The organism is Pedococcus sp. P2_E5, from assembly GCF_056403895.1.
This window is the reverse complement of record NZ_JBFUEP010000036.1, coordinates 20,007-43,174: the sequence shown is the minus strand read 5'-3', so window position 1 is coordinate 43,174 and position 23,168 is coordinate 20,007. Positions and strand designations below refer to the sequence as shown.

The 23,168-nt window shown below is 70.4% G+C and carries 25 protein-coding genes; 15 read left to right on the top strand and 10 right to left on the bottom strand.

The features are described from left to right. Nucleotides 1–45: 45 nt before the first annotated feature. From AC1DVZ_RS13490 to AC1DVZ_RS13480, 3 genes are read right to left on the bottom strand one after another with little or no spacing between them, the layout of a single operon-like run. Nucleotides 46–444 carry an MAPEG family protein gene (locus AC1DVZ_RS13490; protein WP_477618712.1) on the bottom strand — a complete coding sequence of 133 codons (399 nt, stop codon included), beginning with the start codon at nucleotides 442–444 and terminating at the stop codon, nucleotides 46–48. Beyond that, a complete protein-coding gene (gene gshB, locus AC1DVZ_RS13485; RefSeq protein ID WP_477618711.1) occupies nucleotides 441–1,412 on the bottom strand; it encodes a glutathione synthase in 972 nt (323 codons plus the stop codon). The genes AC1DVZ_RS13490 and gshB overlap by 4 nt, the downstream gene beginning before the upstream one ends. Next, nucleotides 1,409–2,323: a glutamate-cysteine ligase family protein gene (locus AC1DVZ_RS13480; protein WP_477618710.1), complete on the bottom strand. Its 915-nt coding sequence runs from the start codon at nucleotides 2,321–2,323 to the stop codon at nucleotides 1,409–1,411. The genes gshB and AC1DVZ_RS13480 overlap by 4 nt, the downstream gene beginning before the upstream one ends. Before the next feature lie 59 nt (nucleotides 2,324–2,382). Here AC1DVZ_RS13480 and AC1DVZ_RS13475 point away from each other — a divergent pair, with 59 nt between their 5' ends. The 7 genes from AC1DVZ_RS13475 (at nucleotide 2,383) to AC1DVZ_RS13445 (ending at nucleotide 7,886) form a co-directional block, all read left to right on the top strand. After that, nucleotides 2,383–3,036, top strand: coding sequence for a TetR/AcrR family transcriptional regulator (locus AC1DVZ_RS13475; RefSeq protein ID WP_477618709.1), 654 nt, complete (start codon nucleotides 2,383–2,385; stop codon nucleotides 3,034–3,036). A gap of 70 nt (nucleotides 3,037–3,106) precedes the next feature. Next, entirely contained in the window at nucleotides 3,107–4,123 is a 1,017-nt protein-coding gene (gene bioB, locus AC1DVZ_RS13470; RefSeq protein ID WP_477618708.1) for a biotin synthase BioB, read from the top strand. Between the two features lie 13 nt (nucleotides 4,124–4,136). After that, nucleotides 4,137–4,334: a biotin synthase auxiliary protein BsaP gene (gene bsaP / locus AC1DVZ_RS13465; RefSeq protein ID WP_477618707.1), complete on the top strand. Its 198-nt coding sequence runs from the start codon at nucleotides 4,137–4,139 to the stop codon at nucleotides 4,332–4,334. 5 nt (nucleotides 4,335–4,339) lie between these two features. Next, entirely contained in the window at nucleotides 4,340–5,653 is a 1,314-nt protein-coding gene (locus tag AC1DVZ_RS13460; RefSeq protein ID WP_477618706.1) for an adenosylmethionine--8-amino-7-oxononanoate transaminase, read from the top strand. A gap of 12 nt (nucleotides 5,654–5,665) precedes the next feature. Beyond that, on the top strand, nucleotides 5,666–6,790 hold the full coding sequence (locus tag AC1DVZ_RS13455) for an aminotransferase class I/II-fold pyridoxal phosphate-dependent enzyme (protein ID WP_477618705.1): 1,125 nt from the start codon (nucleotides 5,666–5,668) through the stop codon (nucleotides 6,788–6,790). 12 nt (nucleotides 6,791–6,802) lie between these two features. After that, entirely contained in the window at nucleotides 6,803–7,546 is a 744-nt protein-coding gene (gene bioD, locus AC1DVZ_RS13450) for a dethiobiotin synthase (RefSeq protein WP_477618704.1), read from the top strand. 151 nt (nucleotides 7,547–7,697) lie between these two features. Then, the gene (locus AC1DVZ_RS13445) at nucleotides 7,698–7,886 is read left to right on the top strand and encodes a hypothetical protein (protein WP_477618703.1); all 189 of its coding nucleotides are present in this window, start codon (nucleotides 7,698–7,700) and stop codon (nucleotides 7,884–7,886) included. Nucleotides 7,887–7,926: 40 nt separating this feature from the next. On the opposite strand, the gene glgX is transcribed toward AC1DVZ_RS13445, so the two are convergent. Further along, nucleotides 7,927–10,083: a glycogen debranching protein GlgX gene (gene glgX, locus AC1DVZ_RS13440; RefSeq protein WP_477618702.1), complete on the bottom strand. Its 2,157-nt coding sequence runs from the start codon at nucleotides 10,081–10,083 to the stop codon at nucleotides 7,927–7,929. Nucleotides 10,084–10,118: 35 nt separating this feature from the next. Between glgX and AC1DVZ_RS13435 the strand changes: the two genes are divergently transcribed. The 4 genes from AC1DVZ_RS13435 to AC1DVZ_RS13420 are packed head-to-tail and all read left to right on the top strand — an operon-like array spanning nucleotide 10,119 to nucleotide 13,110. Then, a complete protein-coding gene (locus AC1DVZ_RS13435) occupies nucleotides 10,119–10,607 on the top strand; it encodes a T3SS (YopN, CesT) and YbjN peptide-binding chaperone 1 (protein ID WP_477618701.1) in 489 nt (162 codons plus the stop codon). Continuing rightward, nucleotides 10,604–11,398, top strand: coding sequence for an enoyl-CoA hydratase/isomerase family protein (locus AC1DVZ_RS13430; RefSeq protein WP_477618700.1), 795 nt, complete (start codon nucleotides 10,604–10,606; stop codon nucleotides 11,396–11,398). Before AC1DVZ_RS13435 ends, AC1DVZ_RS13430 begins: the two co-directional genes overlap by 4 nt. Before the next feature lie 3 nt (nucleotides 11,399–11,401). Then, nucleotides 11,402–12,409, top strand: a complete 1,008-nt coding sequence (locus AC1DVZ_RS13425) for a class I SAM-dependent methyltransferase (protein WP_477618699.1) — start codon at nucleotides 11,402–11,404, stop codon at nucleotides 12,407–12,409. A 35-nt stretch (nucleotides 12,410–12,444) separates the two neighbouring features. Continuing rightward, entirely contained in the window at nucleotides 12,445–13,110 is a 666-nt protein-coding gene (locus AC1DVZ_RS13420) for an acyltransferase (RefSeq protein ID WP_477618698.1), read from the top strand. Between the two features lie 33 nt (nucleotides 13,111–13,143). On the opposite strand, the gene AC1DVZ_RS13415 is transcribed toward AC1DVZ_RS13420, so the two are convergent. Both AC1DVZ_RS13415 and AC1DVZ_RS13410 read right to left on the bottom strand, forming a co-directional pair. Further along, nucleotides 13,144–14,679, bottom strand: a complete 1,536-nt coding sequence (locus AC1DVZ_RS13415; protein ID WP_477618697.1) for a 1,4-alpha-glucan branching protein domain-containing protein — start codon at nucleotides 14,677–14,679, stop codon at nucleotides 13,144–13,146. Between the two features lie 29 nt (nucleotides 14,680–14,708). After that, a complete protein-coding gene (locus AC1DVZ_RS13410) occupies nucleotides 14,709–15,125 on the bottom strand; it encodes an MmcQ/YjbR family DNA-binding protein (RefSeq protein ID WP_477618696.1) in 417 nt (138 codons plus the stop codon). Nucleotides 15,126–15,260: 135 nt separating this feature from the next. Between AC1DVZ_RS13410 and arfB the strand changes: the two genes are divergently transcribed. Beyond that, the gene (arfB, locus tag AC1DVZ_RS13405; protein WP_477618722.1) at nucleotides 15,261–15,668 is read left to right on the top strand and encodes an alternative ribosome rescue aminoacyl-tRNA hydrolase ArfB; all 408 of its coding nucleotides are present in this window, start codon (nucleotides 15,261–15,263) and stop codon (nucleotides 15,666–15,668) included. Nucleotides 15,669–15,701: 33 nt separating this feature from the next. On the opposite strand, the gene AC1DVZ_RS13400 is transcribed toward arfB, so the two are convergent. Next, the gene (locus AC1DVZ_RS13400) at nucleotides 15,702–16,496 is read right to left on the bottom strand and encodes a class I SAM-dependent methyltransferase (RefSeq protein ID WP_477618695.1); all 795 of its coding nucleotides are present in this window, start codon (nucleotides 16,494–16,496) and stop codon (nucleotides 15,702–15,704) included. 165 nt (nucleotides 16,497–16,661) lie between these two features. Here AC1DVZ_RS13400 and AC1DVZ_RS13395 point away from each other — a divergent pair, with 165 nt between their 5' ends. The 3 genes from AC1DVZ_RS13395 (at nucleotide 16,662) to AC1DVZ_RS13385 (ending at nucleotide 19,494) form a co-directional block, all read left to right on the top strand. Then, on the top strand, nucleotides 16,662–17,126 hold the full coding sequence (locus AC1DVZ_RS13395; RefSeq protein WP_477618694.1) for a hypothetical protein: 465 nt from the start codon (nucleotides 16,662–16,664) through the stop codon (nucleotides 17,124–17,126). A gap of 595 nt (nucleotides 17,127–17,721) precedes the next feature. Continuing rightward, a complete protein-coding gene (locus AC1DVZ_RS13390; protein WP_477618693.1) occupies nucleotides 17,722–18,504 on the top strand; it encodes an electron transfer flavoprotein subunit beta/FixA family protein in 783 nt (260 codons plus the stop codon). 30 nt (nucleotides 18,505–18,534) lie between these two features. Continuing rightward, nucleotides 18,535–19,494: an electron transfer flavoprotein subunit alpha/FixB family protein gene (locus AC1DVZ_RS13385; protein WP_477618692.1), complete on the top strand. Its 960-nt coding sequence runs from the start codon at nucleotides 18,535–18,537 to the stop codon at nucleotides 19,492–19,494. Between the two features lie 305 nt (nucleotides 19,495–19,799). On the opposite strand, the gene AC1DVZ_RS13380 is transcribed toward AC1DVZ_RS13385, so the two are convergent. The 3 genes from AC1DVZ_RS13380 to AC1DVZ_RS13370 all read right to left on the bottom strand — a co-directional run bounded on the left by AC1DVZ_RS13380 (nucleotide 19,800) and on the right by AC1DVZ_RS13370 (nucleotide 23,055). Next, a complete protein-coding gene (locus tag AC1DVZ_RS13380) occupies nucleotides 19,800–21,284 on the bottom strand; it encodes a S8 family peptidase (protein WP_477618691.1) in 1,485 nt (494 codons plus the stop codon). 120 nt (nucleotides 21,285–21,404) lie between these two features. Then, nucleotides 21,405–22,562 (bottom strand): hypothetical protein, encoded by a 1,158-nt coding sequence (locus AC1DVZ_RS13375; RefSeq protein ID WP_477618690.1) that lies wholly within the window; start codon nucleotides 22,560–22,562, stop codon nucleotides 21,405–21,407. Continuing rightward, nucleotides 22,552–23,055: a SigE family RNA polymerase sigma factor gene (locus tag AC1DVZ_RS13370; protein ID WP_477618689.1), complete on the bottom strand. Its 504-nt coding sequence runs from the start codon at nucleotides 23,053–23,055 to the stop codon at nucleotides 22,552–22,554. Before AC1DVZ_RS13370 ends, AC1DVZ_RS13375 begins: the two co-directional genes overlap by 11 nt. Nucleotides 23,056–23,168: the final 113 nt, after the last annotated feature.

Genomic DNA, 23,168 nt, shown 5'->3' with positions numbered 1-23,168 from the left:
AGTGCCGTCCGTCAGAACGCCGCGACTGTCAGAACGCCGCGACTGTCAGAACGCCGCGACCCCGACGGTCACCGCGAGGGCCAACCCGAACGCGTAGGTGCCCATGGCGCCGGTCATGCGTGGCGCAGACTCCGAAGCGAGGGTCGTGGACCTGAGCATCGAGTAGGCGTGCAGCAGGCGGGACGCTGTGGCGGCGACGATGAGCGCGGAGGCCCAGGGCCCCGGCGACAGCCATCCCACGAGCAGGAACAGGGCGATGAGGGTCGGGACGTACTCGGCCGCATTCCCGTGCGCCCGTTGCGCGATCAGCAGTGGGTCGGCGGGATCCGTCGGCATCTGGCTGCCGCCGCGCTTGGCTGCGTAGCCACGGTTCAGCGAGACGTTGAAGCCGAGGACGAAGATCGCGGCGGCCAGGATGGCTGAGCAGACGATGGCTGTGGTCATGACGGTTCCTTCCATGAGGTGTGGGTGAGGACGTGCGAGACCAGGTCGGCGCAGTAGGTCGTGCCCAGCAGGGCGTCGGCCTTGCGCAGCGCCCCGGGTGAGGTGACGTTGACCTCGATGAGGTGGTCGCCGATCACGTCGAGGCCCACGCACCGCAGGCCGTGCGCGCGCAGGGTGGGAGCGAGCCGGTCGACGATCTCGAGGTCGCGAGGAGTGAGCTCGGCCGGGCCGTCGGGGCTGACGATGCGGAAGTCACCCGGCACGGGGTGCCTGATGCTGGCACCGACGGCGACCCCGTCCAGCACGTAGATCCGCTTGTTGCCGGCTTCGACCTGCGCCAGGTAGGGCTGGGCGACCACCGTGCGAGTCCCACCTGACGTGGAGGTCTCGATGATCGACGCGAGGTTCGGATCGTGGTGCGACAGCACGAAGACACCACGTCCGCTGAACCCGTCCACCGGCTTGACGACGATGCGCTCGTGCTCGGCCAGGAAGGAGCGGATCGTCTCGCCGTGCGCCGTCACGACCGTCGGTGGCACGAGGTCCGGGAAGGACAGGCCCAGGAGGTGTTCGCTGCACGCCCGCACGCCGCCGGGGGCGTTGACCATCGCCGTGCCGCTGGGGTCGACCTGGTCGAGCACGTACGTCGCCGCGAGGAAGTCCAGGTCGATCGGGGGTTCGAGGCGCATGAACACCGCGGACACGTCCTCCAGCCGCACCAGCACCTCGGGCCCGGCGTCGTACCAGGGATCCGGCACGGTCCAGCGGCACCCGGCCGCCGGAGTGGACGGCGCGAGCTTCAGCGCCCGAGCCCGCGCCACGGCTCGTCCGTCGACGACCTCCAGCTGTCGCGCCTCGGTGACCAACACCTCGACGCCGAGCTCCTGCGCGGCGTGCATCAGGCCGATGCTCGTGTCCAGGGAGGCGTCGAGCCCGTCGAGCGGGTCGACGACGAACACGGTCCTCATGCCGCCACCTCCCGGGTGCCGACCAGGTCCAGGAGCTGGCTGGGGTCGGCCGTCTGCCACTGGTCCCCGTACGTCGAGAGCGTGGGTAACAGCAGCTCGAGCGCCTCGCGACGCAACCGCTCGTCGTACAGCAGCGCCCAGATGGTGCCCAGCAGCTCGGTCGTCGGGCGCTGGGAGTCGAGGTACCTCAGCTCCAGGTACCCGCCGCGGGGCCGGACCGGCGGGAAGATCGTGCCGAGGTGGTACCGGTCGTCCTCGGCTTCCGGGATCGGCAACCGTTCGGCGGCCAGGGCGAACGCGGCATACGCGCCGATCGGGTCCCGCACGTCGAGGTGCCGGCCGTCGTAGCCCGTCCTGGCCGGGTCGATGCCCTGCCAGATCAGGGTGCGCTCGAGAGAGTCGCCGTAGGCCGCGACCAGCGCCGGCCCGGCGAGGTTGGCGACCAGCCACTGCTCGCGACCGGCGGTGCCCGGCAGCAGGTCCACGCAGACCTGCAACGAGGCGGTGAGCCGCATCATCCGCCGGCCGGAGTCGCCGGTGCGGTCGAACAGCTCCTGCATCGCGAGGTATCGCGGCGTCGGCAGCGCCAGGGGAACCTGCGCCAGCGAGCGCCAGGGGTCGACGCCGGTGAGGGCGACCTCTGCGACCTCCGCGACCTCCGCACCCCCGGCGACGGGCGCGCTCCCGGTCACGGCGCGCAGGCTCCAGTCGACCTCCCGGAGCAGGGCCTCGACGGAGGTTTGCGGCGGCAGGCTGAGCTCGAGCTGGCCACCGGGTTCGTATGACGGGTGGCCGCGTTCGACGAGGTCGTCACCGATGCGCGGCGTGCCGAGGACGTGCATCTCGAGCTCCAGGCCGATCCGGCGCGGTCCGGTGGAGGGGCTGAACGCCCGAATCACTGCTTCCCTCATCGGTCCTTCTCCATTTCGGTGCAGTTGCACTGCGGTCAATTACCGCTAGAGTGACCCTCGTGGCCGAACCTGTCAAGAGGCATTACCGCTCGCCAGCTCGCACGGCGGCGGCGGAGGAGACGCGGGCCCGCATCCGCCGCGCCGCGCTCGAGCTCTTCGTCGAGCGCGGGTTCCAGGGCACGACGCTCAAGGACGTGGCCGACCGGGCAGGTGTCGGTGAGCGGACCCTCTATGACGGCTTCGGCACCAAGCTCGGCCTGCTCAGGCACACGATCGCCATGCTGACGATGGGTGACGAGTCCCGGGTGCGGGCCGTCGACCGGCCCGAGGCGGTCGCCGCTCGCTCGATGGACGACCCGCGCGAGGCGCTCGCCGCACACCTCAAGGGCGCGACCGACCTGATGAACCGTGCCGGCGACCTCATCCTGATGGGCGACTCCGTGCCGGGCGTCGACCCAGGCCTGGCACGCACCGTCACCCGCGGCAACCAGGCTGCCTACGAGCTGAACCTGAAGCTGGCACAGCGGTTCCACGACCGAGGTGAGCTCCGGCCGGGCCTGGGCGCTGCGGACGCCGCGGACATCATGTACACCCTCACGTCCCCCGGTGTGTTCCGCACGATGCGGCGCATGCGGCGCTGGAGCCAGCGCAGGTACTACGAGTGGGTCCTCTCCACCGCGACCCAGCAGCTGCTCTGTGACGGCAGCACGTGAGGTTCGCCATGCACGTTCGGCGCGTGAGACTGGCACACAACAGTCGCCAACATGAGACAGACTCAGGCTCATGACGATTGAGGAATCGGTTGCCAGCGAGATCCTCCAGGTCGCCCGTGAGCAGGTGCTCGAGCGCGGTGAGCCCCTGACCTACGGCCAGATCCTCGACGTGCTGAGGACCCCGGACGACCAGCTCGAGGAGCTCCTGGCGCTTGCCCACGAGGTCCGGCTGCAGTTCAACGGGCCCGAGGTCGAGGTCGAGGGCATCGTCTCGATCAAGACCGGCGGTTGCCCGGAGGACTGCCATTTCTGCAGCCAGTCCGGCCAGTTCAGCTCTCCGGTGCGCTCCGTGTGGCTCGACATCCCCGAGCTCGTGCGCGCCGCGCGGCAGACCCGTGACACGGGGGCGAGCGAGTTCTGCATCGTCGCCGCGGTGCGTGGACCCGACGCCCGCCTGATGGCCCAGATGCGCGAAGGTGTGGCCGCGATCAAGGCCGAGGTCGACATCCAGGTGGCCGCCTCCCTGGGCATGCTCAGCCAGGACCAGGTCGACGACCTGGTCGACATGGGCGTGCACCGCTACAACCACAACCTCGAAGCCGGGCGGTCGTTCTTCCCGCAGGTCGTGACCACGCACTCGTTCGAGGAGCGCTGGGACACCTGCCTCATGGTCAAGGAATCCGGGATGGAGCTGTGCTGCGGCGGGCTGGTCGGCATGGGCGAGACGCTCGAGCAGCGCGCCGAGCTGGCCGCCCAGCTGGGCGAGCTGGCCCCGCACGAGGTGCCGCTCAACTTCCTCAACCCGCGCCCCGGCACTCCCTTCGGTGACCTGCCGGTCATGGACTCGGGCGACGCCTTGCGCACGATTGCCGCGTTCCGTCTCGCGCTGCCGCGCACGATCCTGCGGTATGCCGGCGGACGCGAGCTCACGCTCGGCGACCTCGGCACCCGAGACGGCCTGCTCGGTGGGATCAACGCCGTCATCGTCGGCAACTACCTCACGACCCTGGGCCGCGACCCGAAGGAGGACCTCAGCCTGCTCGCGGAGCTCGAGATGCCGATCAAGGCGCTGAGCGAGACGTTCTGAGAGCGGGACGGGTATGCCGGGCGAGGACCCTTGGTGCGGCCGCTGCGGCCTCGCGCGCGAGGAGGTGGACCACTCCGCCTGCGACCGCGCGCTGGCGCTGGAGCCGCCCCGGTTCTGCGGTCAGTGCCGACGGCGGATGAAGGTGCAGGTCCTCCCTCGGGGGTGGTCGGCGCAGTGCGCCGTGCATGGAGAGACCCGCAGTGATAGCTGACGTCCATGGCTGACCTCGACCGCTTGATGGCTTTCGACCGCGACCATGTCTGGCACCCGTACTCGTCCGCCGGGACGGCCTCCGCGCCGTACCTCGTGGAGTCGGCGTCGGGAGTTCGGCTGTCATTGCGTAGGCCGGATGGCTCGGCTCTGGAGGCCATCGACGCCATGTCGTCGTGGTGGTGTGCGATCCACGGCTACGCCGTGCCCGAGCTCGACGACGCGGCCCGTTCGCAGCTCTCCCGGATGAGCCACGTGATGTTCGGTGGCCTGACCCATGAGCCGGCGATCGCGTTGGGCGAACGGCTCGTGGCGCTCACCCCGGAAACCCTGCAGCGCGTCTTCTTCGCCGACTCGGGCTCGGTGTCCGTGGAGGTGGCGATGAAGATGGCCCTCCAGTTCCACGTCGGCGCAGGCACACGACGCACGCGCTTCTTCACGATCCGTGGGGGCTACCACGGCGACACCTTCTCCCCGATGTCGGTGACCGACCCGGTCGGGGGCATGCACTCACTCTTCACCGGCATCCTGCCCGAGCACGTCTTCGCCCCCCTCCCGCCCGCCGGGATCGACGTCCCCGCCGACGACCCTGTCATGGCCGCCTGGGAGCGCGAGACCCGCGAGCTCTATGCGGCGCACGCGCACGACGTCGCCGCGGTCATCGTCGAGCCACTGCTCCAGGGCGCCGGAGGGATGCGGTTCCACAGCCCCCACGTGGTGCAGGTCCTTGCCGAGCTGGCGCGCGAGCACGGAGCCCTGGTGATCCTCGACGAGATCGCCACCGGCTTCGGGCGCACCGGTACCATGTTCGCGATGGAGCGGGCCGCGGTCGTCCCGGACATCCTGTGCGTCGGCAAGGCACTGACCGGCGGTTACCTCTCGCTGGCGGCAGTCCTGTGCACCGACGAGGTGGCCGAGGGCGTGAGCCGCGAGCTGGCCGGAGGCGCGCTCATGCACGGGCCGACCTTCATGGCCAACCCGTTGGCCTGCTCGGTCGCGCTGGCCAGCCTCAACCTGTTGCAGGACAACGACTTCAGCACCCAGGTGCGCCACCTGGAGACCGGACTCGCCACGGGCCTCGAGCCCGCCGAGGGCCTCGACGCCGTGGCCGACGTCCGCGTCCTCGGTGGGGTGGGCGTGATCCAGCTGCGCGCACAGGCGCGCGTGGCCGAGCTCACGGCTGCCGCGCTGGCGCGGGGGGTGTGGATCCGACCGTTCCGCGATCTCGTCTACACGATGCCCCCCTACGTCACGAGCCCCGAAGACCTGGCCACCGTCTGCGACGCCATGGTGCAGGCCGTCGCCACGGTCCACGGCTGAGAGGATGGACGCGTGAGCAGCTTCCTCGACTGGCTGGCCGACCGGGCCATCGAGCGTGACCGCAAGGGACTTCGCCGCGAGGTCAGGCCGTTCAAGTCCGGTGACCTGGTCGACCTGGCGGGCAACGACTACCTGGGACTGCGCCGACACCCGGCCGTGATCGCGGGTGCCGTCGCTGCCGCGGAGACCTACGGCGGTGGGGCCGGGGCGTCCCGGCTCGTCACCGGCACGCTCGAGATCCACGAAGAGCTGGAGCACGCGCTGTGCCTCCTCACCGGGGCACGCTCGGCGCTCGTGCTGTCGACGGGCTACCACGCCAACCTCGCCGTCCTCACGTCGTTGGCCGACCCCGAGACCCTCATCGTCTCCGACGCCCATGCCCATGCCTCCCTCATCGACGGCGCCCGCCTCAGCCGAGGCACGGTGGCCGTCAGCCGCCACAACGACCTCGCCCACGTTCGCGAGCTGCTTGCCGGCCGCACGCAGCCACGGGCGATCGTCGTGGTGGAGTCGGTGTACTCGGTCCTCGGGGACGCGGCTCCTCTTGCCGCGCTGGCAGACCTTGCCGAGGAGCTCGGCGCCGTGCTCGTGGTCGACGACGCCCACGGACTCGGCGTCGTGGGGGAGCGTGGAGAGGGCGGTGCCGCAGAGGCCGGGATCGCCACTCGAGACCACGTCGTGGTGACCGTGACATTGTCGAAATCGCTTGCGGCCCAAGGCGGGGCGGTCCTCGCCCACGATGGCGTGCGCGAACACCTCGTCAACACGGCACGGCCGTTCATCTACGACACAGGGCTCGCGCCGGCTGCCGCGGGCGCCGCCCTCGCCGCCCTCGACGTCTTGGCCGGGGACGACCGCCTGCCCGCCGCCGCACGAGCGAACTCGGCGCTGCTCGCCGCGGCCTGTGGCGTCGCCACACCCGCTGGGGCGGTCCTGTCAGTCACGATGCCGGGCCCTGCCGAAGCACTCGCGGCAGTCGCCCACGCCGAGCAACACCGCCTGCGCATCGGCTGCTTCCGGCCACCGTCCACACCGGACGGCAGCTCGCGGCTTCGGCTGACCGCCCACGCCGACCACGGCCCCGAGGTCCTCGACCATGCCCTCGACGTCCTGCGCGCACTGGTCGCCCATGACTGATCCGATGTCGCCATGACTGATCCGATGTCGACTGACCCGACGTCGCCTGACCCGATCTCGCTGCCCAAGGTCGTCGTCGTCACGGGTACCAGCACCGGAGTAGGGAAGACCGTGGTGACGGCTGCCCTCGCCGTGATGCTGCGCAGACGCGGTGCCATCGTGGCCGTGGTGAAGCCCCTGCAGACGGGCGTGACCTCCGACGAGGACGGCGACCTCCAGGTCGTGCAGCACCTGCTCGGCGAGGACCCGGGTGTCACCTTCCACGAGTTCGTCCGGCTGCACGCGCCGCTGGCGCCGGACACTGCCGCCCGGCTGGAAGGGGCGACCCTGCCACAGGTGGCCGAGCACGCCCGGTCCATTGCCGCCCTCGCCAGCGAGGTCGACGTCGTGCTCGTGGAAGGCGCCGGCGGGCTGCTGGTCCACCTCGACAGTCGCGGAGGGACCTTGGCCGACATCGGAACCGCGTTGCGCTACAAGGGAATCAGCGTCGGGTTCGTCCTCGTTGCGGGCCCGAGCCTCGGCACCCTCAACCACACCGCCCTCACTGGCGAGGCCCTTGCCTCCCGACACCTCCCGCTGCTCGGGGTCGTGGTCGGGTCGTATCCAGAGGATCCGGGCCTTGCCGAGCAGTCGAACCTCATCGACCTGCCGCGCACAGCCAAGGCACCCCTCCTCGGACGCCTGCCAGAGGGTGTCGGCGGCCTGACCAGCAGCGAGTTCGGCCTCCAGGCACCTGGCTGGCTGTTCAGGAGCTAGTCATCGCGTCCCTGCGCCAGGGACTCCGCCTCGGCCTGCCTGGCTCACGGACGTGCTATAACCCTCCGTCAGAGATTCCGACTCTCACGGGACCCCGCGGGAGTAGATTCCAGGTGACGGGCAGACTGCTTGTCACGGGGAGGTCTTGGGAATGTTTGCAGTCATCTTGTATGGCTTGTTCGGCCTGGGGGCGGTGGCCTTCCTGGCGGTGCTGGTGCTCGGCGCGGTCAACCGGGTACGGGGCCGCGACAACGGGGAGTGGCAGGACGAGCGTGTGGAGGGCCAACCGCCGAACGTGCGCCCAGGTCCCGGCTGGGGCAACGGGGGATCCTGGAACTAGCCGCGCCGCTGCCGGCGTGCCGGGACGGATCGGGGCCAGGTCAGGTGGCGTCGGTCGCGCGGTAGACCTGGATGCAGGTCGGGCCCACCTCGACCGGACCCGGAGGGGTCGGGGGAGCCGGAGGGCCGGGCCGCTCGTCGGTGGAGTCCCACAGCAGCTGGTATGCCGTGAGGCCGGGTACCTCGGGAAGCGTCACCTTCTCGGGATCGCGGCCGCCGTGGAGCACGACGAGCACCGATGCGTGACCGATCCAGGCGCCGTTGAGCAGCATCTGCAGCGTGCGGGTGGACGGGTCCTCCCACCGCCCGTTCTCCATCAGCTCCCCGTCGGCTCCGAACCACGCGAGATCGGTCGACCCGTCCTCGTGCACCTCGCGACCGGTGAAGAAGGTGCGCTGCCGGAGCACCGGGTGGTCGGCGCGCAGGCGCGTGAGGAACCGCGTGGTGGCGAGGAGGTCCTGCTGCCACCCGTCCAGTCCCCAGTCGAACCACGACGTCTCGTTGTCCTGGCAGTAGGGGTTGTTGTTGCCCCCCTGGCTGCGGCCGAACTCGTCGCCCGCGTTGAGCATGGGTACTCCGGTCGCGAGCAGCGTCGTCGCGAGCAGGTTGCGCGTCGACCGGCGCCTGGCTTCCTCGACGTCCGGCTCGGCGGGGCCGGTCTCCGGTCCCTCGACCCCGTGGTTCCAGGAACGGTTGTTGTCGCTGCCGTCGCGGTTGCCCTCGCCGTTCGGGCCGTTGTGCTTGGCGTTGTAGCGGGTGAGGTCGGCGGTGGTGAACCCGTCGTGCGCCGCGACGAAGTTCACCGACGCGACGGGCCCGCGGTCGCGGGAGCCGAAGAGGTCCTGGGACCCGGCCATCCGGGTCGCGAGCTCGCGCACGCCGTGGCCCTGGTGGTGGCCGGCCGCCTGCGCCTTGAGGTCGTCGAGCCAGAAGGTGCGCACGGAGTCGCGGAACCGGTCGTTCCACTCGGCGAACGGCGGCGGGAACTGGCCGGTGCGCCAGCCGTGCATGCCCACGTCCCAGGGTTCGGCGATCAGCTTGACGCGGGACAGCACCGGGTCGACGCGGAGCGCGACGAGGAACGGGTGGTTGGGGTCGTAGTCGTCGTTCTGGCCGCGCCCGAGGGCCACCGCGAGGTCGAACCGGAAGCCGTCGACGTGGCACTCGTTGACCCAGTACCGCAAGGAGTCGAGCACCATCTTGCAGACCATCGCGTGCCGCAGGTCGAGGGTGTTGCCGCAGCCGGTGACGTCGATGTCCTGACCGCGCTCGTCCAAGCGGTAGTAGGCCCGGTTGTCCAGGCCGCGCCACGACAGCGACGCCCCGGCGCGGCCGGACTGTTCGGCGGTGTGGTTGTAGACGACGTCGAGGATGACCTCGATCCCCTCGGAGTGCAGCAGTCGCACCATGCCCTTGAACTCGTCGAGGGCACCCTGCGGGTCGGGGGTCGAGGCGTACATCGCGTGCGGGGCGAAGAAGCCCAGCGTGTTGTAGCCCCAGTAGTTCGTCAGCCCGCGCTGGACCACCTCGGGCTCGGACGCGAAGGCCTGCACCGGCAGCAGCTCCACGGCGGTGGCGCCCAGGGCCTTGAGGTGGGCGATGACGGACGGGTGGCACAACCCGGCATACGTGCCCCGGAGGTGCTCGGGCACCTCGGGGTGCTGCATGGTGAGGCTGCGCACGTGGGCCTCGTAGACCACGGTGTCGGCCAGCGGCGTGTGCGGCGGCGCGTCGCCGCCCCAGTCGAAGCCCTCGTCCACGACCACGCAGCGCGGCACCGCGCCGGCGCTGTCCATCGTGCTCTGGACCAGGTCGTCGCCCTTGAGCCGGTGACCCACGCGGTGGGCGAAGACCTCCGGTGTCCACGACACGTCACCCTCGATGGCGCGCGCATAGGGGTCGAGGAGCACCTTGGCCGGGTTGTAGCGCAAGCCCTCTGCAGGGCGCCACGGTCCGTCGGCGCGCAGGCCGTAGCGCTGACCGGCCACGACGCCGGGGAGGAAGCCGAACCAGATGCCGTGGGTGCGCTCGGTGAGCGGCACCCGGCGCTCCGAGGTGCCGTCCGGGTCGTCGGTGTCGAAGAGGCAGACCTCGACCGAGTCGGCGTGACCTGCGTAGACCGCGAACTCCGCCCCGCCCTCGACGAGGGTCATGCCCAGGGTGGGAGGAAGGTCACGCGGGCGCGGGGCATGCGACATGGCCCCAAGCCTAGGCAGTGGTTACGGTTGGGCACATGACGGATCCCACCTCGCTGCCCAACTTCCCCCCGCCCGCGAACGAGCACCCGCTCCGCGGTCGGGTCCTGGACGCCCTGATCGACCAGGGACTGGCGCCCAACGTGGACAACGACGGCGATGTCGCCTTCACCGTGCAGGACCAGCAGCTGTTCGTGCGGTGCACCGAGGGCGACTTCCAGATCATGCGCCTCTTCGGCCAGTGGGCCATCAGCGACACCGTCCCCAGCGACCCGCTGACCCGCCTGGCGACCTGCAACGAGATCACGCTGCAGATGAACGTCGTCAAGGCCGGCCTCGCCAACGACACCCTGGTGGTCACCAGCGAGCACATCGTCGACCAGACCAGCAACGTGCCTGCCCTCGTCAACGTCTCGATCCAGCTCGTCCTGGCCGGCGTGCAGATGTGGCACGAGCGGATCATGGGCGGCGGGGACGGTTCCGGCCCCGACGCAGGCCAGCCCGCTCCCGAGGGCGACCCGGCATGAGCGACGGCACCTCCACCAGCGTCGTCTCCCTCGAGGTCGAGGGCGGCATCGCGACGATCCGCATCAACCGTCCGCCGATGAACGCGCTCAACGCCGAGGTGCAGAGCGCCCTGTCGGCCGCGGCCATCGAGGCCGGTCAGCGTCGCGACGTGTCGGGCGTGATCCTCTACGGCGGCGAGAAGGTCTTCGCCGCCGGCGCGGACATCAAGGAGATGGAGCGGATGTCCTACACGGACATGGCCGATCATTCCGTCTCGCTCCAGGACTTCACCCGCACCATCGCCAGGATCCCCAAGCCGACGGTCGCCGCCATCACCGGCTACGCCCTCGGCGGTGGCTGCGAGGTGGCCCTCGCGTGCGACTTCCGCGTCGCCGCGAAGAACGCCAAGCTCGGCCAGCCCGAGATCCTGCTCGGCGTGATTCCCGGCGCCGGCGGCACCCAGCGGCTGGCTCGCCTCGTCGGGCCGGCCAAGGCCAAGGAGATCGTCTTCTCCGGCCGTTTCGTGTCCGCCGACGAGGCGCTCGCGATCGGGCTCGTCGACGAGGTCGTCGAGGCCGAGGACGTGTATGCCGCCGCGAAGGCGCGACTTGCGCCGTACGTCGGCGGTCCCGCCTACGCGATCCGCGCCGCCAAGGAGGCCATCGACCGGGGGATGGACACCGACCTCGAGACCGGTCTGGAGATCGAGCGGATGCTGTTCAGCTCGCTGTTCGCCACCAAGGACCGTGAGATCGGGATGAAGTCGTTCGTCGAGAACGGCCCCGGCAAGGCGAAGTTCGAGGGCGCCTGAGCGATGGCCCCCCCGACCAAGGCGGCCAAGGCCGAGGCAGCCGCGACCAAGGCCGCCCCGGCCAAGGCCGCCCCGGCCAAGGCTGCCACGGCCGAGCAGGTGGCCGCCGCCTACGCCGACAACAAGCTGGCCCAGGTGCTCTACCACGACTGGGAAGCCCAGACCTATGACGAGAAGTGGTCGATCTCGTTCGACCGCCGCTGCATCGAGTACGCCCGCGACCGGTTCGACGCCATCACCGGCTCGCCCGATCCGTTGCCCTATGCCACGGCCCTCGAGCTCGGGGCGGGCACGGGATTCTTCTCGCTCAACCTCAAGCAGGCTGGCATCCTCGATGCGGTGCACGTCACCGACCTGTCGCCGGGGATGGTCGAGGCAGCCAAGGCCAACGCCGAGATGCTGGGATTCCCGGTCGAGGGCAGGGTCGCCGACGCCGAGCGAATTCCCTACGACGACAACACGTTCGACATCGTCGTCGGCCACGCCGTGATCCACCACATCCCCGACGTCGAGGCTGCGTTCCGCGAGATCCTCCGCGTGCTGAAGCCGGGCGGGCGGTTCGTCATCGCCGGCGAACCGACCACGGTGGGGGACCGTTATGCCCGCCGGCTCGGCAGCCTCACGTGGAAGGCGACCAAGGCCGTCACACAGCTGGCGCCCCTTCGTGAGAAGTGGGCCAAGGACCAGGAAGCCCTCGACGAGTCGTCCCGGGCCGCTGCGCTCGAGGCAGTCGTCGACCTGCACACGTTCGACCCGGACGACCTGGCGCGGACGGCCCTGCGAGCCGGTGCCATCGGGGTACGCACCCAGACCGAGGAGCTCACCGCGGCCTTCGCCGGGTGGCCGATCCGGACCTTCGAGGCGGCCGTGAAGCCCGGTGCGCTGGGGTGGAGCTGGGCGATGTTCGCGTACGGCTCCTGGAAGCGGCTGTCGGCCGTCGACCGGGTCCTCGCCAAGGCCGTGCCCGCGCGGTTCTTCTACAACGTCGGCATCACCGGCGTGAAGCCCTGACGGCTCGACCTCGCCACGACCTGGAATCGAGTCACGTGACCTCGGCAGCCAACGCGGACATGTCGCCCGCCGACCACGGCGAGCGGGCCGAGCACGGTCCCTTCGGGCTGCCCCGACCCCTCGCCTGGGCTCGCTGGGTGGGCTGGGCGATGGCCAACCGCGCCTTCACGCGCCACCACCTGTTGAGCTACCTGCGGATGGCCCGGGCCAGCGCCCGATACCCCTCGTTGCGGTTCGAGGGGCCGTGCTTCATCGGTCCCGACGTCCGGTTCGAGGTGCGCGAGGGCTACGGCAGGCTGGTCGTGGGCGCCTACACCCACGTCGGGGCGCACGCACGGTTGCGGGCCCACGAGGGGACCCTGCGGGTCGGACCCAAGTCGGTCATCGGCATCCGCAACACCATCAACTGCTGGATCGACATCTCCGTCGGTCAGGCCTGCCTGTTCGGCGACGACGTCTACATCTGCGACTTCGACCACGTGACGACCTCGCTCGACGTGCCGATCAAGGACCAGGGCATCGTGAAGTCACCGGTCCGGATCGGTGACGACGTCTGGCTCGGCACCAAGGTCGTCGTCACCCGGGGCGTCGACATCGGGGACCAGTGCGTGGTCGCGGCCTCCGCCGTCGCGCGCGGTGAGTACCCGCCGAGGTCGGTCGTCGCCGGCATACCCGGCAAGGTCGTCAGGACGCGCACCTAGGAAGGTTCACCCGGGTGGGCCCGGCGAGCGTGGTCAGCCGACGACGGCAGCTGCGAGCCTGGCGTCCAGCGAGGGGAACGTCGCGTCCCGCGCCGCCAGCCGCGCGGCCTCAACCCGGGCATCGTCACGGCGACCGTCCTCGACGAGCTGGGCCAGCTGGTGGAAGTCGCGCCGGTGCCCTTCGGCCCGTCGCCGGGCGTAGTCGACCGACTGCCCGCGGGTCACCAGGAACGCCCAGTCGCTCGACAGTGCGTGGAACAGCGACGTGAGCAGCTGGTCGAGGTCTGGCCTGCGGGTCTGCAGCCGACCCGCGCCCCGCTCCCTGGCGACGAGGTCGAGCCAACGCCGCTGCAGCCACTCGTTCTCGTGGGCGATCTGCCGCACCCCCGGACCGTCCCACACGGAGAAGTCCTTGCCGGCTCCCCAGGAACCGGGACCGAGGTCGAGCTCGCCGGCGACGTGCCCGGCAGCGATCGCCTTCTCGAGGGTGGTGACGGTGACTCCGGCCGCCCGAAGGGCTCGGATCGCCTTGCCCAGGAACGCCGGACCTTCGTGCCACCAGTGCCCGAACAGCTCGGTGTCGTATGCCGCGACGACCAGTCCCGGAGCCCCGGTCACCTCGTGTGCGTGGCCGAGCCTGGCACGGACTGCGGCGACGAAGTGCTCGACGTCGGCGTCGACCTGGGCCGCTGCCGAGACCGGGTCGTAGGGCGACTTGTGCTCGACCCCGACCTCTGGCTCGGTGATCGCCCACAGCCGGATCCCGGTGAACTCCTCGCGGGCGTGGAAGTCGCGATAGGCCCCGGCGCCCGGGTAGCCGCTGCGCGAGGACCAGATGAGGTTGGTGACCTCGAGGTCGCGGGGGACGGCCACCAGGTCGCTCCCGCTGACTCGCCAGGCGCCGTGCGGGTGTCCACCGGCGTCACGGACGGTCTGCTCGTCGACGACGAAGTGGCTGATCCCGGCGGAGGTGAAGGCGGAGGCCAGGGCCGGGGACCAGGCGCACTCCGGCGCCCAGATGCCGTGGGGCCGGACGCCGTGTCGCCACGCACTGTCGGCCAGGCCCGACTCGAGGGCGACCTGGACGAACTCGGGTTGGAGCAGCGGCAACAGAGGGTGCGCGGCCGGGCCGCCCAGCAGCTCGACCACGCCGTCGTCGCGGAGCGCGCGCAGCACGGGGGAGCCCCCGGCACGCCACCGCGAGGTGAGCAGCCCCTGGACCCGGCTCGCAGCGGCATACTCCACCGCGGCCGTCTCGCGACGGTGTGGATCGCCGTCGAAACCCATCTCGCGGGCTCGCTGTTGCCACAGCCCGACCCAGGTCTGGGTGTCCTGCCGCATGCGGGGGTGGTCGAGCTGGGCGGCGAGCACGGGAGTGACGCCGAGGGTGAGGACGTCGCGATGACCTTCTGCCGCAAGGGAGTCCAGCTCGGCGACCAGGGGAACGTAGGACTCGGCCCAGGCCTGGAACAGCCACTCCTCACCGAGCGGCCAGATGCCGTGCCCGGGCAGCCAGGGGAGGTGGGAGTGCAGGACAAGACAGAAGGCGCCCGGCACCGAGGAAGTCACGAGGCACAAGTCTGCCGCACCCTCGGCTCTCAGCCCGCTGGGCGGTCCACGAGTCTCGCGAGCTTCTGCGGCGCCATCAGGCAGTAGCTCTCGGTCAGCAGCTCGGTGACCTCTGCCCAGTCGACGTCGGTGGTGAGGACCAGCCCGACGACCTGGGGGTTCCACTCGGGCTTGTAGAACGGGAAGCCCGAACCGACCAGCGCCTCGAGCTCGTCGCCGGAGGAGCGGAAGGTGATGACGTCGATGGGTCCGGTGGCACGGGCGGCCCGGCCGAAGACCGAACGCCCGGCCGGGTCGATGCGCGCCAGGTGGGCGAAGGTCCGCTGCCTGATCCGCCAGCGCACACCGATCCAGGCGTCCTGCTCGTGGGACTCGGGCAGGGACAGGCAGATCCCGCCGACCCGTGCGACCAGGCCCGGGGCCAGGTCGAGTTCGAGGGCGCTCATGGTGCCGACGCTACGACGCGCCACCGACAGGTGGCCACGCTGTGGTGGAGTGGACTCGTGACGACACCGCTGGCGGGACGACCCCAACCGGGCACCGCCCTGTCCGTGCCTCCTGGTCCCGGGTTGCGCCACGGCATGGTCATCGACGCCGGCGAGCTCGTCGAGCGGTTCTCCCGTTCCTCCGGCCCCGGCGGCCAGGGGGTCAACACCACCGACAGCCGGGTCGAGCTCGACTTCGACCCGAGCACCTCCCGAGCCGTGGCGGCGCTGCCCGAGGCCACTCGCGAACGCCTGCTGGACCGGCTGGCCCCGAGGCTCGTGGGCGGCAGGCTGATGGTGGTCGCCTCCGAGCACCGCTCCCAGCGACAGAACCGCGTGGTCGCCCGCCAGCGCCTGGTCACCCTGCTGCGCGAGGCTGCCGCACCGGATCCACCGACGCGTCGCCCCACGCGGCCGACCCAGGGTTCCCAGCGGCGCCGGATCGAGAGCAAGAAGCGCAGGGGTCAGCTGAAGACCGGTCGCCGCACCGTCGACGACGGATAGCCCTTGCAACGGGACGAGCCCCGGCGGTAGGTCTTACGGGGCAAGCCTCACGATGCCGAAGAGGTCGAGGCAGCCGTCGACAGGTGGACCCAGGACGAAGTCGTCCACCGTCACCGAGCCGACGATCGCCCGCACTTCTCGGTCCCAGTCCTCGGGTGGATGCGCCTGTTGGGCTGCCACGAGGGACCCATGGGTCGACTCCCGGGCGAGCAGCCGCTCACCGTGGCCGAGGCCGGTCACCGTGACGTCGAGCCCGGGCAGCCACCGACCCAGCTCGGTGGCCAGCTCCTCGGCGTCGTACTCCCGGCAGTGGTAGAGGTTCGAGGGCTTGTCCCGCCGCCCGAGCCCGGGGGAGAAGGTCAGCCGGTTGGGTGTCGACAGCACCAGCACGCCACCGGGTCGGGTGACCCGGGCGAGCTCTCGCACGTAGTCGCCCGGCGTCCAGATGTGCTCCAGCACCTGGAGCGAGACCGTCACGTCCGCAGCGCCTGTCACCAACGGCAGCGCCGTGAGCGCACCCCCCAGGTATGCCGCCCGCTCACCTCCGTGGGTCCGCGCGGCACGGACCGTGGTCGCCGCGTCGTAGTCGACCCCGACCACGCCCACGTCCGGCCACGCGCGGCGCAGGAGGCCCGCGGCATACCCCTCGCCGCAGCCGGCGTCGAGGACGACGCCAGGTGATGTGGGCACCCAACTGGGGACGGCGGCATACCCCGCCTCGTGGCGACGGAACCAGTAGTTCTCATGCCAGATTCCCGGGGCCGTGCGCTCTCCAGTCAATGAGAGGACGTGGGGCTCGACCTGCGGAGCTACCGATGGTGGGGCCACGTGAAAGCCTCTCCTCGGCGCTGGACGTCTCAAGGGGTCAAGATATCCCCACCGTGGTCGCTCAGCGACGGAAGGATGTGGTCAGAAGGAGCTATTGCAGTCCGGGTACAGGGCGGCGAAGACTGCGACGTGCAGGGGTAAGCAGCTACCACCTGGGAGGCCATCATGCTGCGACGACTTTCGCTTGTCCTTCTGACCGGATTCCTGGTCCTGCTCGGCGGTCCCGCCTATGCGGCACCCACCACCGAGACCCACACCGCGAAGGGGGTCGTCGAGACGTTCGTGGACGTCGTCCCCACCTGTGAAGGTGGCGGGGCGCTGTACACGATCACGACGACGGCCAACTCGATCGAGCACGTGACCGCCTTCGACGACGGCCGCTCACACGAGACGTTCACGCAGACGGGCACCTTCACTGCGACACCGCTCGAGGACCCGGCCCTGCCGAGCTACACCGGCAAGTTCACTGTCTGGGGCGGCTTCAACGCGAACGGGTCAACGGTGAACGGGACGTTCACGTTCAGCGTGCGCGGAACAGGCTCGGACGGCTCAACCTTCTCGAACCAGAGCGTGAACCACTTCAACCAGCGGCCCGACGGCACGGTCCACGAGTTCTTCCACTGCCACTGAATGGTGACCGAAGGTCTTGGCCTAGCCACCGGTTAAGGGGCTAGCCAAGGCCCTCGCCATGCTCTGACTGCGGGCGCACCGTGTCTGACTACAGGCCGCCTCCGCCGTCCCCCGGGCCCCACTGGCCCGGAGGGCTGCTGCCCAGTCCCTGCCCGGATCGGGGGTCGTCCGGCCGGTAGCTCGGGTCGCCCGTTGAGGTGCCGCGTCTGTTGAGCACCAAGACCAGCACGCCAATTGCCGCGACGATGATCAGGATCCACAACCACCACATGGCCCGCTCCCTCCCATGACGTGGTCGCAAGGACGACCGGCACCGAGTGTCTCGCCGGTAGCTGACCCCTGTCTACGTGCAGGGCACCGCCGAGTTCGGACGAGAGTCCACCGTCTTCATCGCTGGCCGCCCGGCTGCGCGATCGTGGTGCACCTGTGGTGTGGGCACCGTCACTCCTCCTGCGCGACTGCGGACTTGCGCGGGGTGCCTCGTGGTGAGCGTCACGCGGTGCTGGCGTGTCGATTCCGGGCACGGGCTGTAAKGATGGCACCTGACCCAATTTCGATCCCATCGACACCCATTCAAGAAGGGGACGATCAGTTCATGAACATCGTCGTCTGCGTGAAGTACGTGCCGGATGCACAGTCCGACCGCACGTTCAACGAGTCCGACAACACCACCGACCGGGTGGGCGTTGACGGTCTGCTGTCCGAGCTCGACGAGTACGCCGTCGAGGAGGCCCTCAAGCTCGTGGAGGCCGGAGAAGGCGAAGTGACTGTCGTCACCGTCGGCCCGGACCAGGCTGCCGACGCGCTGAAGAAGGCCTTGCAGATGGGCGCCGACAAGGCGGTCCACGTCAAGGACGACGCGATCCACGGCTCCGACGCCGTGGCGACCTCGCTCGTCCTCGCCGAGGCCATCAAGAAGACCGGCACGCCTGACCTCGTCATCACCGGCATGGCGTCGACCGACGGCACGATGAGCGTCGTCCCGGCGATGCTCGCCGAGCGCCTCGGCCTGCCGCAGGTGACCTTCGCGTCCGAGCTGTCCGTCGACGGTTCCACGGTGACGATCCGCCGCGACGGTGACGCCGCCTCGGAGACGATCGTCGCGACGCTGCCCGCGCTCGTGTCGGTCACCGACCAGATCAACGAGCCGCGCTACCCCTCGTTCAAGGGGATCATGGCGGCGAAGAAGAAGCCGGTCGAGGAGTGGGCGTTGTCCGACCTCGGCATCGACGCCTCCCAGGTCGGCCTCGACGCCGCCTGGACCAAGGTCGAGTCGTTCACCAAGCGCCCCCCGCGCGAGCAGGGCCAGATCGTCACCGACGACGGCGACGGCGGCACCAAGCTCGCGGAGTTCCTGTCCGCGCAGAAGTTCATCTGAGCCGGCCAGAACAGAAGAGAGGAACCACTCATGGCTGAAGTACTCGTCCTGGTCGACCACGCGAACGGCACCGTTCGCAAGACCACCTCAGAACTGCTCACCATCGCCCGCCGCCTCGGCGAGCCCAGTGCCGTCTTCGTCGGCCCCGGGTTCGACGCTGCGAAGGAGACGCTGGCCAAGTACGGCGCGGAGAAGATCTACCGCGTCGAGAACGCCGATGTCACCGACTACCTCGTGGCGCCCCAGGCCGAGCTGCTCGCGCAGCTCGTCGAGAAGACCTCCGCCGCCGCGGTGCTCATCCCGAGCAACTCCGCCGGCAAGGAGATCGCCGCGCGCCTGGCGATCAAGACCGACTCCGGTCTGATCACCGACGCCGTCGACGTGCAGGCTGGGGAGGGCGGTGGCGTGTCCACCACCCAGTCGGTCTTCGCCGGTTCCTACAGCGTGAAGTCGACCATCACCAAGGGCACCCCGATCATCACGGTCAAGCCCAACTCGGCCGCTCCGGAGGAGGCTCCCGGCGCTGCCGCCGACGAGGCGTTCGAGCCGACCATCTCCGAAGCTGCCAAGGGCGCCAAGGTGACCGAGTCCAAGCCCAAGGAGGCCACCGGCCGCCCTGAGCTGACCGAGGCCGCGATCGTGGTCTCCGGTGGTCGTGGCACCGGCGGTGACTTCTCGCCGGTCGAGACCTTCGCGGACTCGCTCGGTGCCGCCGTCGGCGCCTCGCGCGCCGCCGTCGACGCCGGCTGGTACCCGCACACCTCGCAGGTCGGCCAGACCGGCAAGCAGGTGTCGCCGCAGCTCTACGTCGCGTGTGGCATCTCCGGCGCCATCCAGCACCGTGCGGGCATGCAGACCTCCAAGACGATCATCGCGATCAACAAGGACGAGGAAGCCCCGATCTTCGAGCTCGTCGACTTCGGCGTCGTGGGTGACCTGTTCACGGTCCTCCCGCAGGCCACCGAGGCCGTCAACGCGTCAAAGGGCTGAGGCCCCGAAGGGCTGACACCCACCCGGGCTGAGCACCGCTCACGCCACGCCGAAGGCCCCCGACCAGCTGGTCGGGGGCCTTCGGCGTGGGCCGGCCACCCGGCACACCGAGAAGCGGGCGGGTGCCGGCCACCCGGCATGCCCACGAGTGGCGTATGCCGCGTGGCCGGGCGCCGAGAACGCCCCGGACCACAGGGGGTGGTCCGAGGCGTTCCCCCGGTCTGCGCCGTGCGCACGCAGGTTCCGGACGAGGTTCCCGGGTCCCCCTCACAGGGCCCGGGAACCTCGCGACCCTCCGCTGGCTGCTAGCGGATGGCGTTGGCGGCAGCGACGACGTCGACAAGGCCGTGGCCCTTGTCGAAGCTCGTCGTGCCGTTGGTGCCGGCTTCGTAGGCGGCACCGTCGGCGTACTTGTACGCAGTGGTCTCCAGGGCCGCCTCGATCTGCGCCGGGGTGGCGTTCGGGTTGGCCTGGAACAGCTGGGCGACGATGCCCGAGATGTGCGGGGTGGCCATCGAGGTGCCGCTGATCGTGTTGTAGTCGCCGCCGTCCTTCGGGTCGAGCCCGGAGGAGCAGATCGGCAGGTAGACGCGGCACGAGCTGGTGATGTCCTCACCGGGCGCCGAGATGTCCGGGTAGGTCGACTGGTTGCCGGCCTTGCCGCGGCTCGAGAAGTCCGACACGGTGCCGTCCCGGGTGCCGGTGTTCCGGTCGAAGAACGAGGCGACCGACAGGATGCCGGGGGTGGGGTCCTTGCCGGGCGGGTTGGACAGGTCCTCGGACCCGTCGCCACCGTCGTTGCCGTTGGCCCAGACCGAGACGACGCCTTCCTTGACCAGGGCACGCTGGATCTTGGCCGTGGCCGAGTTCGGGTCGAACGCGCCACCACCGCTGGGGCCGTAGGAGTTCGACGTCACCTTGATCGGCGGGCAGGTGCTGGCCGCGACGCCCGCGCCACACGGGGCGTTGTGGTTCTCGAGCACCCAGTTGAGGGCCGCGTCGGCGCCGATGATGAACAGCACGGCACCGGTGCTGATGCTGACCAGGCTCGAGCCGGGGGCGGCGCCGTGCATCTTGGTGCCGTCGGACAGCGTGACGTCGCGACCGGCGACGATCCCGTTGACGTGCATGCCGTGGCCGCCACCCGACAGCAGGTCGGTGTTGGCCGAGCCGGCGTCGACGGGGGCGCAGGTGCTCTCGGTCAGCGGTTCACAGACCATCTTGAGGTTCTTGACCACGGCGGAGGTGCCGTCGGGGTTCTTCAGGAACGGGTGCGTCGGGTCGACACCGGAGTCGATCACGGCGACGGAGACGCCCTTGCCGTCCAGGGCCGTGCCGTTGGCGCCGGTGAGGGTGGTGCGCGCCTCGTCGCCGCGGGTGGCCTTGTTGGAGGTCGACAGCAGCATCTCGATGGGCTGGTTGCCCTCGACGTACGTCACGCCGGGCTGCGAGCGAACCGCCTGCACCTGGGCGGGCAGTCCCGTGGCCACGACGACGCCGACCTTGTCGAACGTCGTCACCGTGCGCAGACCAACGGCCTGCACGGCCTGGGTGGCGGCCGCGGTGTCGGTGCCGTGCACGAGGACGGTGGTCGGGGTGGCGGCCTTGAGCACGCCCAGCTGCGAAGCCAGCCAGGGTTGGACCGGCGCGAGGGACGCACCTTGGCGTGGCAGGCCTGAGGACAGCAGGCCAGCCGAAGCGGGCGTGGCGAGGGCCAGGGCGGCCAGGGCGGCCGTGGCGGCCGTGGCGGCCGTCGCGACGACTGCCCGGGTTCTGTTCGGGGTGTGCATGTAGTTCCCTTCGTGGACCAGCAACGACGATGGTCGGTATGCCGTGTCCAACGAAGGGATGCGGGTGCGGTTACGCCGCGGTTGGTAAAGGGACGGTCAGGAAAACAGTCGGGCCCCGCGCTACCGGGTCACGCTGATGCCACCGGGGCGACCGGCGAACTCCGCGTGGAGGCCCACCACCTGCTCAGGGCTGCCCTCGACGAGCACGGCGAACACGGTGTACGGCAGGACCACGAGGTTGGCGAGCGCCGGGATGCCCACCCGCACCCCGCCTTCCACCGTCGGCCGGACGGACTTGATCCCCTGGGGGAGTACTCCCCACACCAGGGACCGGCCGTCGGCCAGGGAGATCGTGGCGTAGCCGAAGGCGGTCTCGGGGTCGGCGCCGACGAGCTGGGTCTGGAGCCCCCCGGACCCCGCGACGACGGCACCTGCGTCGACGCTCGCCGTCAGGGGCGCTCCCATGCGAACCTCGCCCAGCGAGATGGTCAGCTCCACGGCCTTCCTCGGCGGCGTGGTCGTCGACGGCGGTCCGGTGACGGTCACGTCGTACGGCGGCAGCAGCGAGGGCGCCTCACCGTCCATGTGCAGCGCCAGACCCGCGCTGCCCCCGCCGTCGCTGAGGGCCCAGGTGGGCATGCCCGCACTCGTTGTCAGCCAGCCCACGTCCCTGGCTATCGTGGTCACGTTCTGTGGCACGGGAAACGAGATGACGTATGCCGTGAAGTCACCGGCCGCCCGCGTCACCACGGTGTGCTCGGCCATTGAGGCGGCGACGCTGGGCTCGTAGACGACGTCCTCGGCCTCGCCGGGGACGACCCCGACGAGGACGCGCTGCCCCGATGTGCCGTCGACCTCCCGCCACGCCGCCCCGGTGCTGAGCAGGGCGGCGCTCAGGGTCGCCGCGCCCGCACCGTCACGGGCGACCTTGACGGTCATCACGCCTCCGTCAACCCGCAGGGCGTAGGAGACCCCGGACGCCACGATGGTCGCCGCACCTGAGAGCTCGGGCTGCGCGGGCTGCCAGACGTAGCTGCCGGAAGAGATGCCGCTCGGGGTGCCTGCGGGTGGCGCCGTGCGTGCGGGACCGGCCAGCTGGAGCGCAACGACCACCACCAGGGCCGCGGCGGCGGCCGCCGCAGCACCGGCAGCAAGCCACCGGGCGGTCCGCCGGTGCTGGCGTCGACGGCCTTGGGCGAGGACGTCCGCGATGGAGACGTGCATGGCCGGGGCGGGGTCGGTGCGGAGGCGCTCGATGAGGTCGAGGTCACTGGACATGGGCTTCCCCCTTGTCGGAGATGAGGCTTCGCAGGCGTTCGAGCCCACGCGAGGAGGAGGACTTCACGGTGCCGACGCTGACCCCGAGCAGCTCGGCGACCGCGCGCTCGGACAGGTCTGCGTAGTGCCGCAGGACCACGACCTCGCGCTCGCGGGCCGGCAGCTCCTGGAGGGCTCGCACGAGGTCGAGTCGCGTGCCGGCGTCGTCGGTCGCCGTGCGCCCGTCGACGTCGTCGCGGACGTCCGCCACCAGCACGAGCCGGCGATCCTTGCGCCACGTGCTGACCACGAGGTTGCGCAGGATGCGGTGGCAGTAGGCCTCGGGCTCGTCGTGACGGACCCTCGACCAGACCCCGAACAGCCGGACGAGCGACTCCTGCACGACGTCCTCCGCCCGGGTCGGGTCTCCGGTCAGGAGCCAGGCCGTCCGCAGGAGTCGGGGCATGGCGCGTTCGGCGAACTGCTCGAACGCGGCCTCCTGGCCCTGATGCACCCTGCCCCCTTCCACCAGACCGTGCCGAGCCCTGACGGTAGTCCTGTACTCGGTGGCGGCCGAGGTTCGTCGCCCGCTGACGTACCCAACGCCACAGTCCGGCCGAAGGTTGA

Excerpts from the sequence above, each read along its gene's own strand:
- AC1DVZ_RS13395 (WP_477618694.1), top strand. The coding sequence starts at position 16,662 with ATGCTGCGACGACTTTCGCTTGTCCTTCTGACCGGATTCCTGGTCCTG.
- AC1DVZ_RS13410 (WP_477618696.1), bottom strand. The coding sequence starts at position 15,125 with ATGAGCGCCCTCGAACTCGACCTGGCCCCGGGCCTGGTCGCACGGGTC.
- bioB (WP_477618708.1), top strand. The coding sequence starts at position 3,107 with ATGACGATTGAGGAATCGGTTGCCAGCGAGATCCTCCAGGTCGCCCGT.
- AC1DVZ_RS13425 (WP_477618699.1), top strand. The coding sequence starts at position 11,402 with ATGGCCCCCCCGACCAAGGCGGCCAAGGCCGAGGCAGCCGCGACCAAG.
- bsaP (WP_477618707.1), top strand. The coding sequence starts at position 4,137 with ATGCCGGGCGAGGACCCTTGGTGCGGCCGCTGCGGCCTCGCGCGCGAG.
- AC1DVZ_RS13445 (WP_477618703.1), top strand. The coding sequence starts at position 7,698 with ATGTTTGCAGTCATCTTGTATGGCTTGTTCGGCCTGGGGGCGGTGGCC.
- glgX (WP_477618702.1), bottom strand. The coding sequence starts at position 10,083 with ATGTCGCATGCCCCGCGCCCGCGTGACCTTCCTCCCACCCTGGGCATG.
- arfB (WP_477618722.1), top strand. The coding sequence starts at position 15,261 with ATGGTCATCGACGCCGGCGAGCTCGTCGAGCGGTTCTCCCGTTCCTCC.
- AC1DVZ_RS13385 (WP_477618692.1), top strand. The coding sequence starts at position 18,535 with ATGGCTGAAGTACTCGTCCTGGTCGACCACGCGAACGGCACCGTTCGC.
- bioD (WP_477618704.1), top strand. The coding sequence starts at position 6,803 with ATGACTGATCCGATGTCGACTGACCCGACGTCGCCTGACCCGATCTCG.
- AC1DVZ_RS13430 (WP_477618700.1), top strand. The coding sequence starts at position 10,604 with ATGAGCGACGGCACCTCCACCAGCGTCGTCTCCCTCGAGGTCGAGGGC.
- AC1DVZ_RS13380 (WP_477618691.1), bottom strand. The coding sequence starts at position 21,284 with ATGCACACCCCGAACAGAACCCGGGCAGTCGTCGCGACGGCCGCCACG.
- AC1DVZ_RS13390 (WP_477618693.1), top strand. The coding sequence starts at position 17,722 with ATGAACATCGTCGTCTGCGTGAAGTACGTGCCGGATGCACAGTCCGAC.
- AC1DVZ_RS13480 (WP_477618710.1), bottom strand. The coding sequence starts at position 2,323 with ATGAGGGAAGCAGTGATTCGGGCGTTCAGCCCCTCCACCGGACCGCGC.
- gshB (WP_477618711.1), bottom strand. The coding sequence starts at position 1,412 with ATGAGGACCGTGTTCGTCGTCGACCCGCTCGACGGGCTCGACGCCTCC.
- AC1DVZ_RS13460 (WP_477618706.1), top strand. The coding sequence starts at position 4,340 with ATGGCTGACCTCGACCGCTTGATGGCTTTCGACCGCGACCATGTCTGG.
- AC1DVZ_RS13375 (WP_477618690.1), bottom strand. The coding sequence starts at position 22,562 with ATGTCCAGTGACCTCGACCTCATCGAGCGCCTCCGCACCGACCCCGCC.
- AC1DVZ_RS13435 (WP_477618701.1), top strand. The coding sequence starts at position 10,119 with ATGACGGATCCCACCTCGCTGCCCAACTTCCCCCCGCCCGCGAACGAG.
- AC1DVZ_RS13490 (WP_477618712.1), bottom strand. The coding sequence starts at position 444 with ATGACCACAGCCATCGTCTGCTCAGCCATCCTGGCCGCCGCGATCTTC.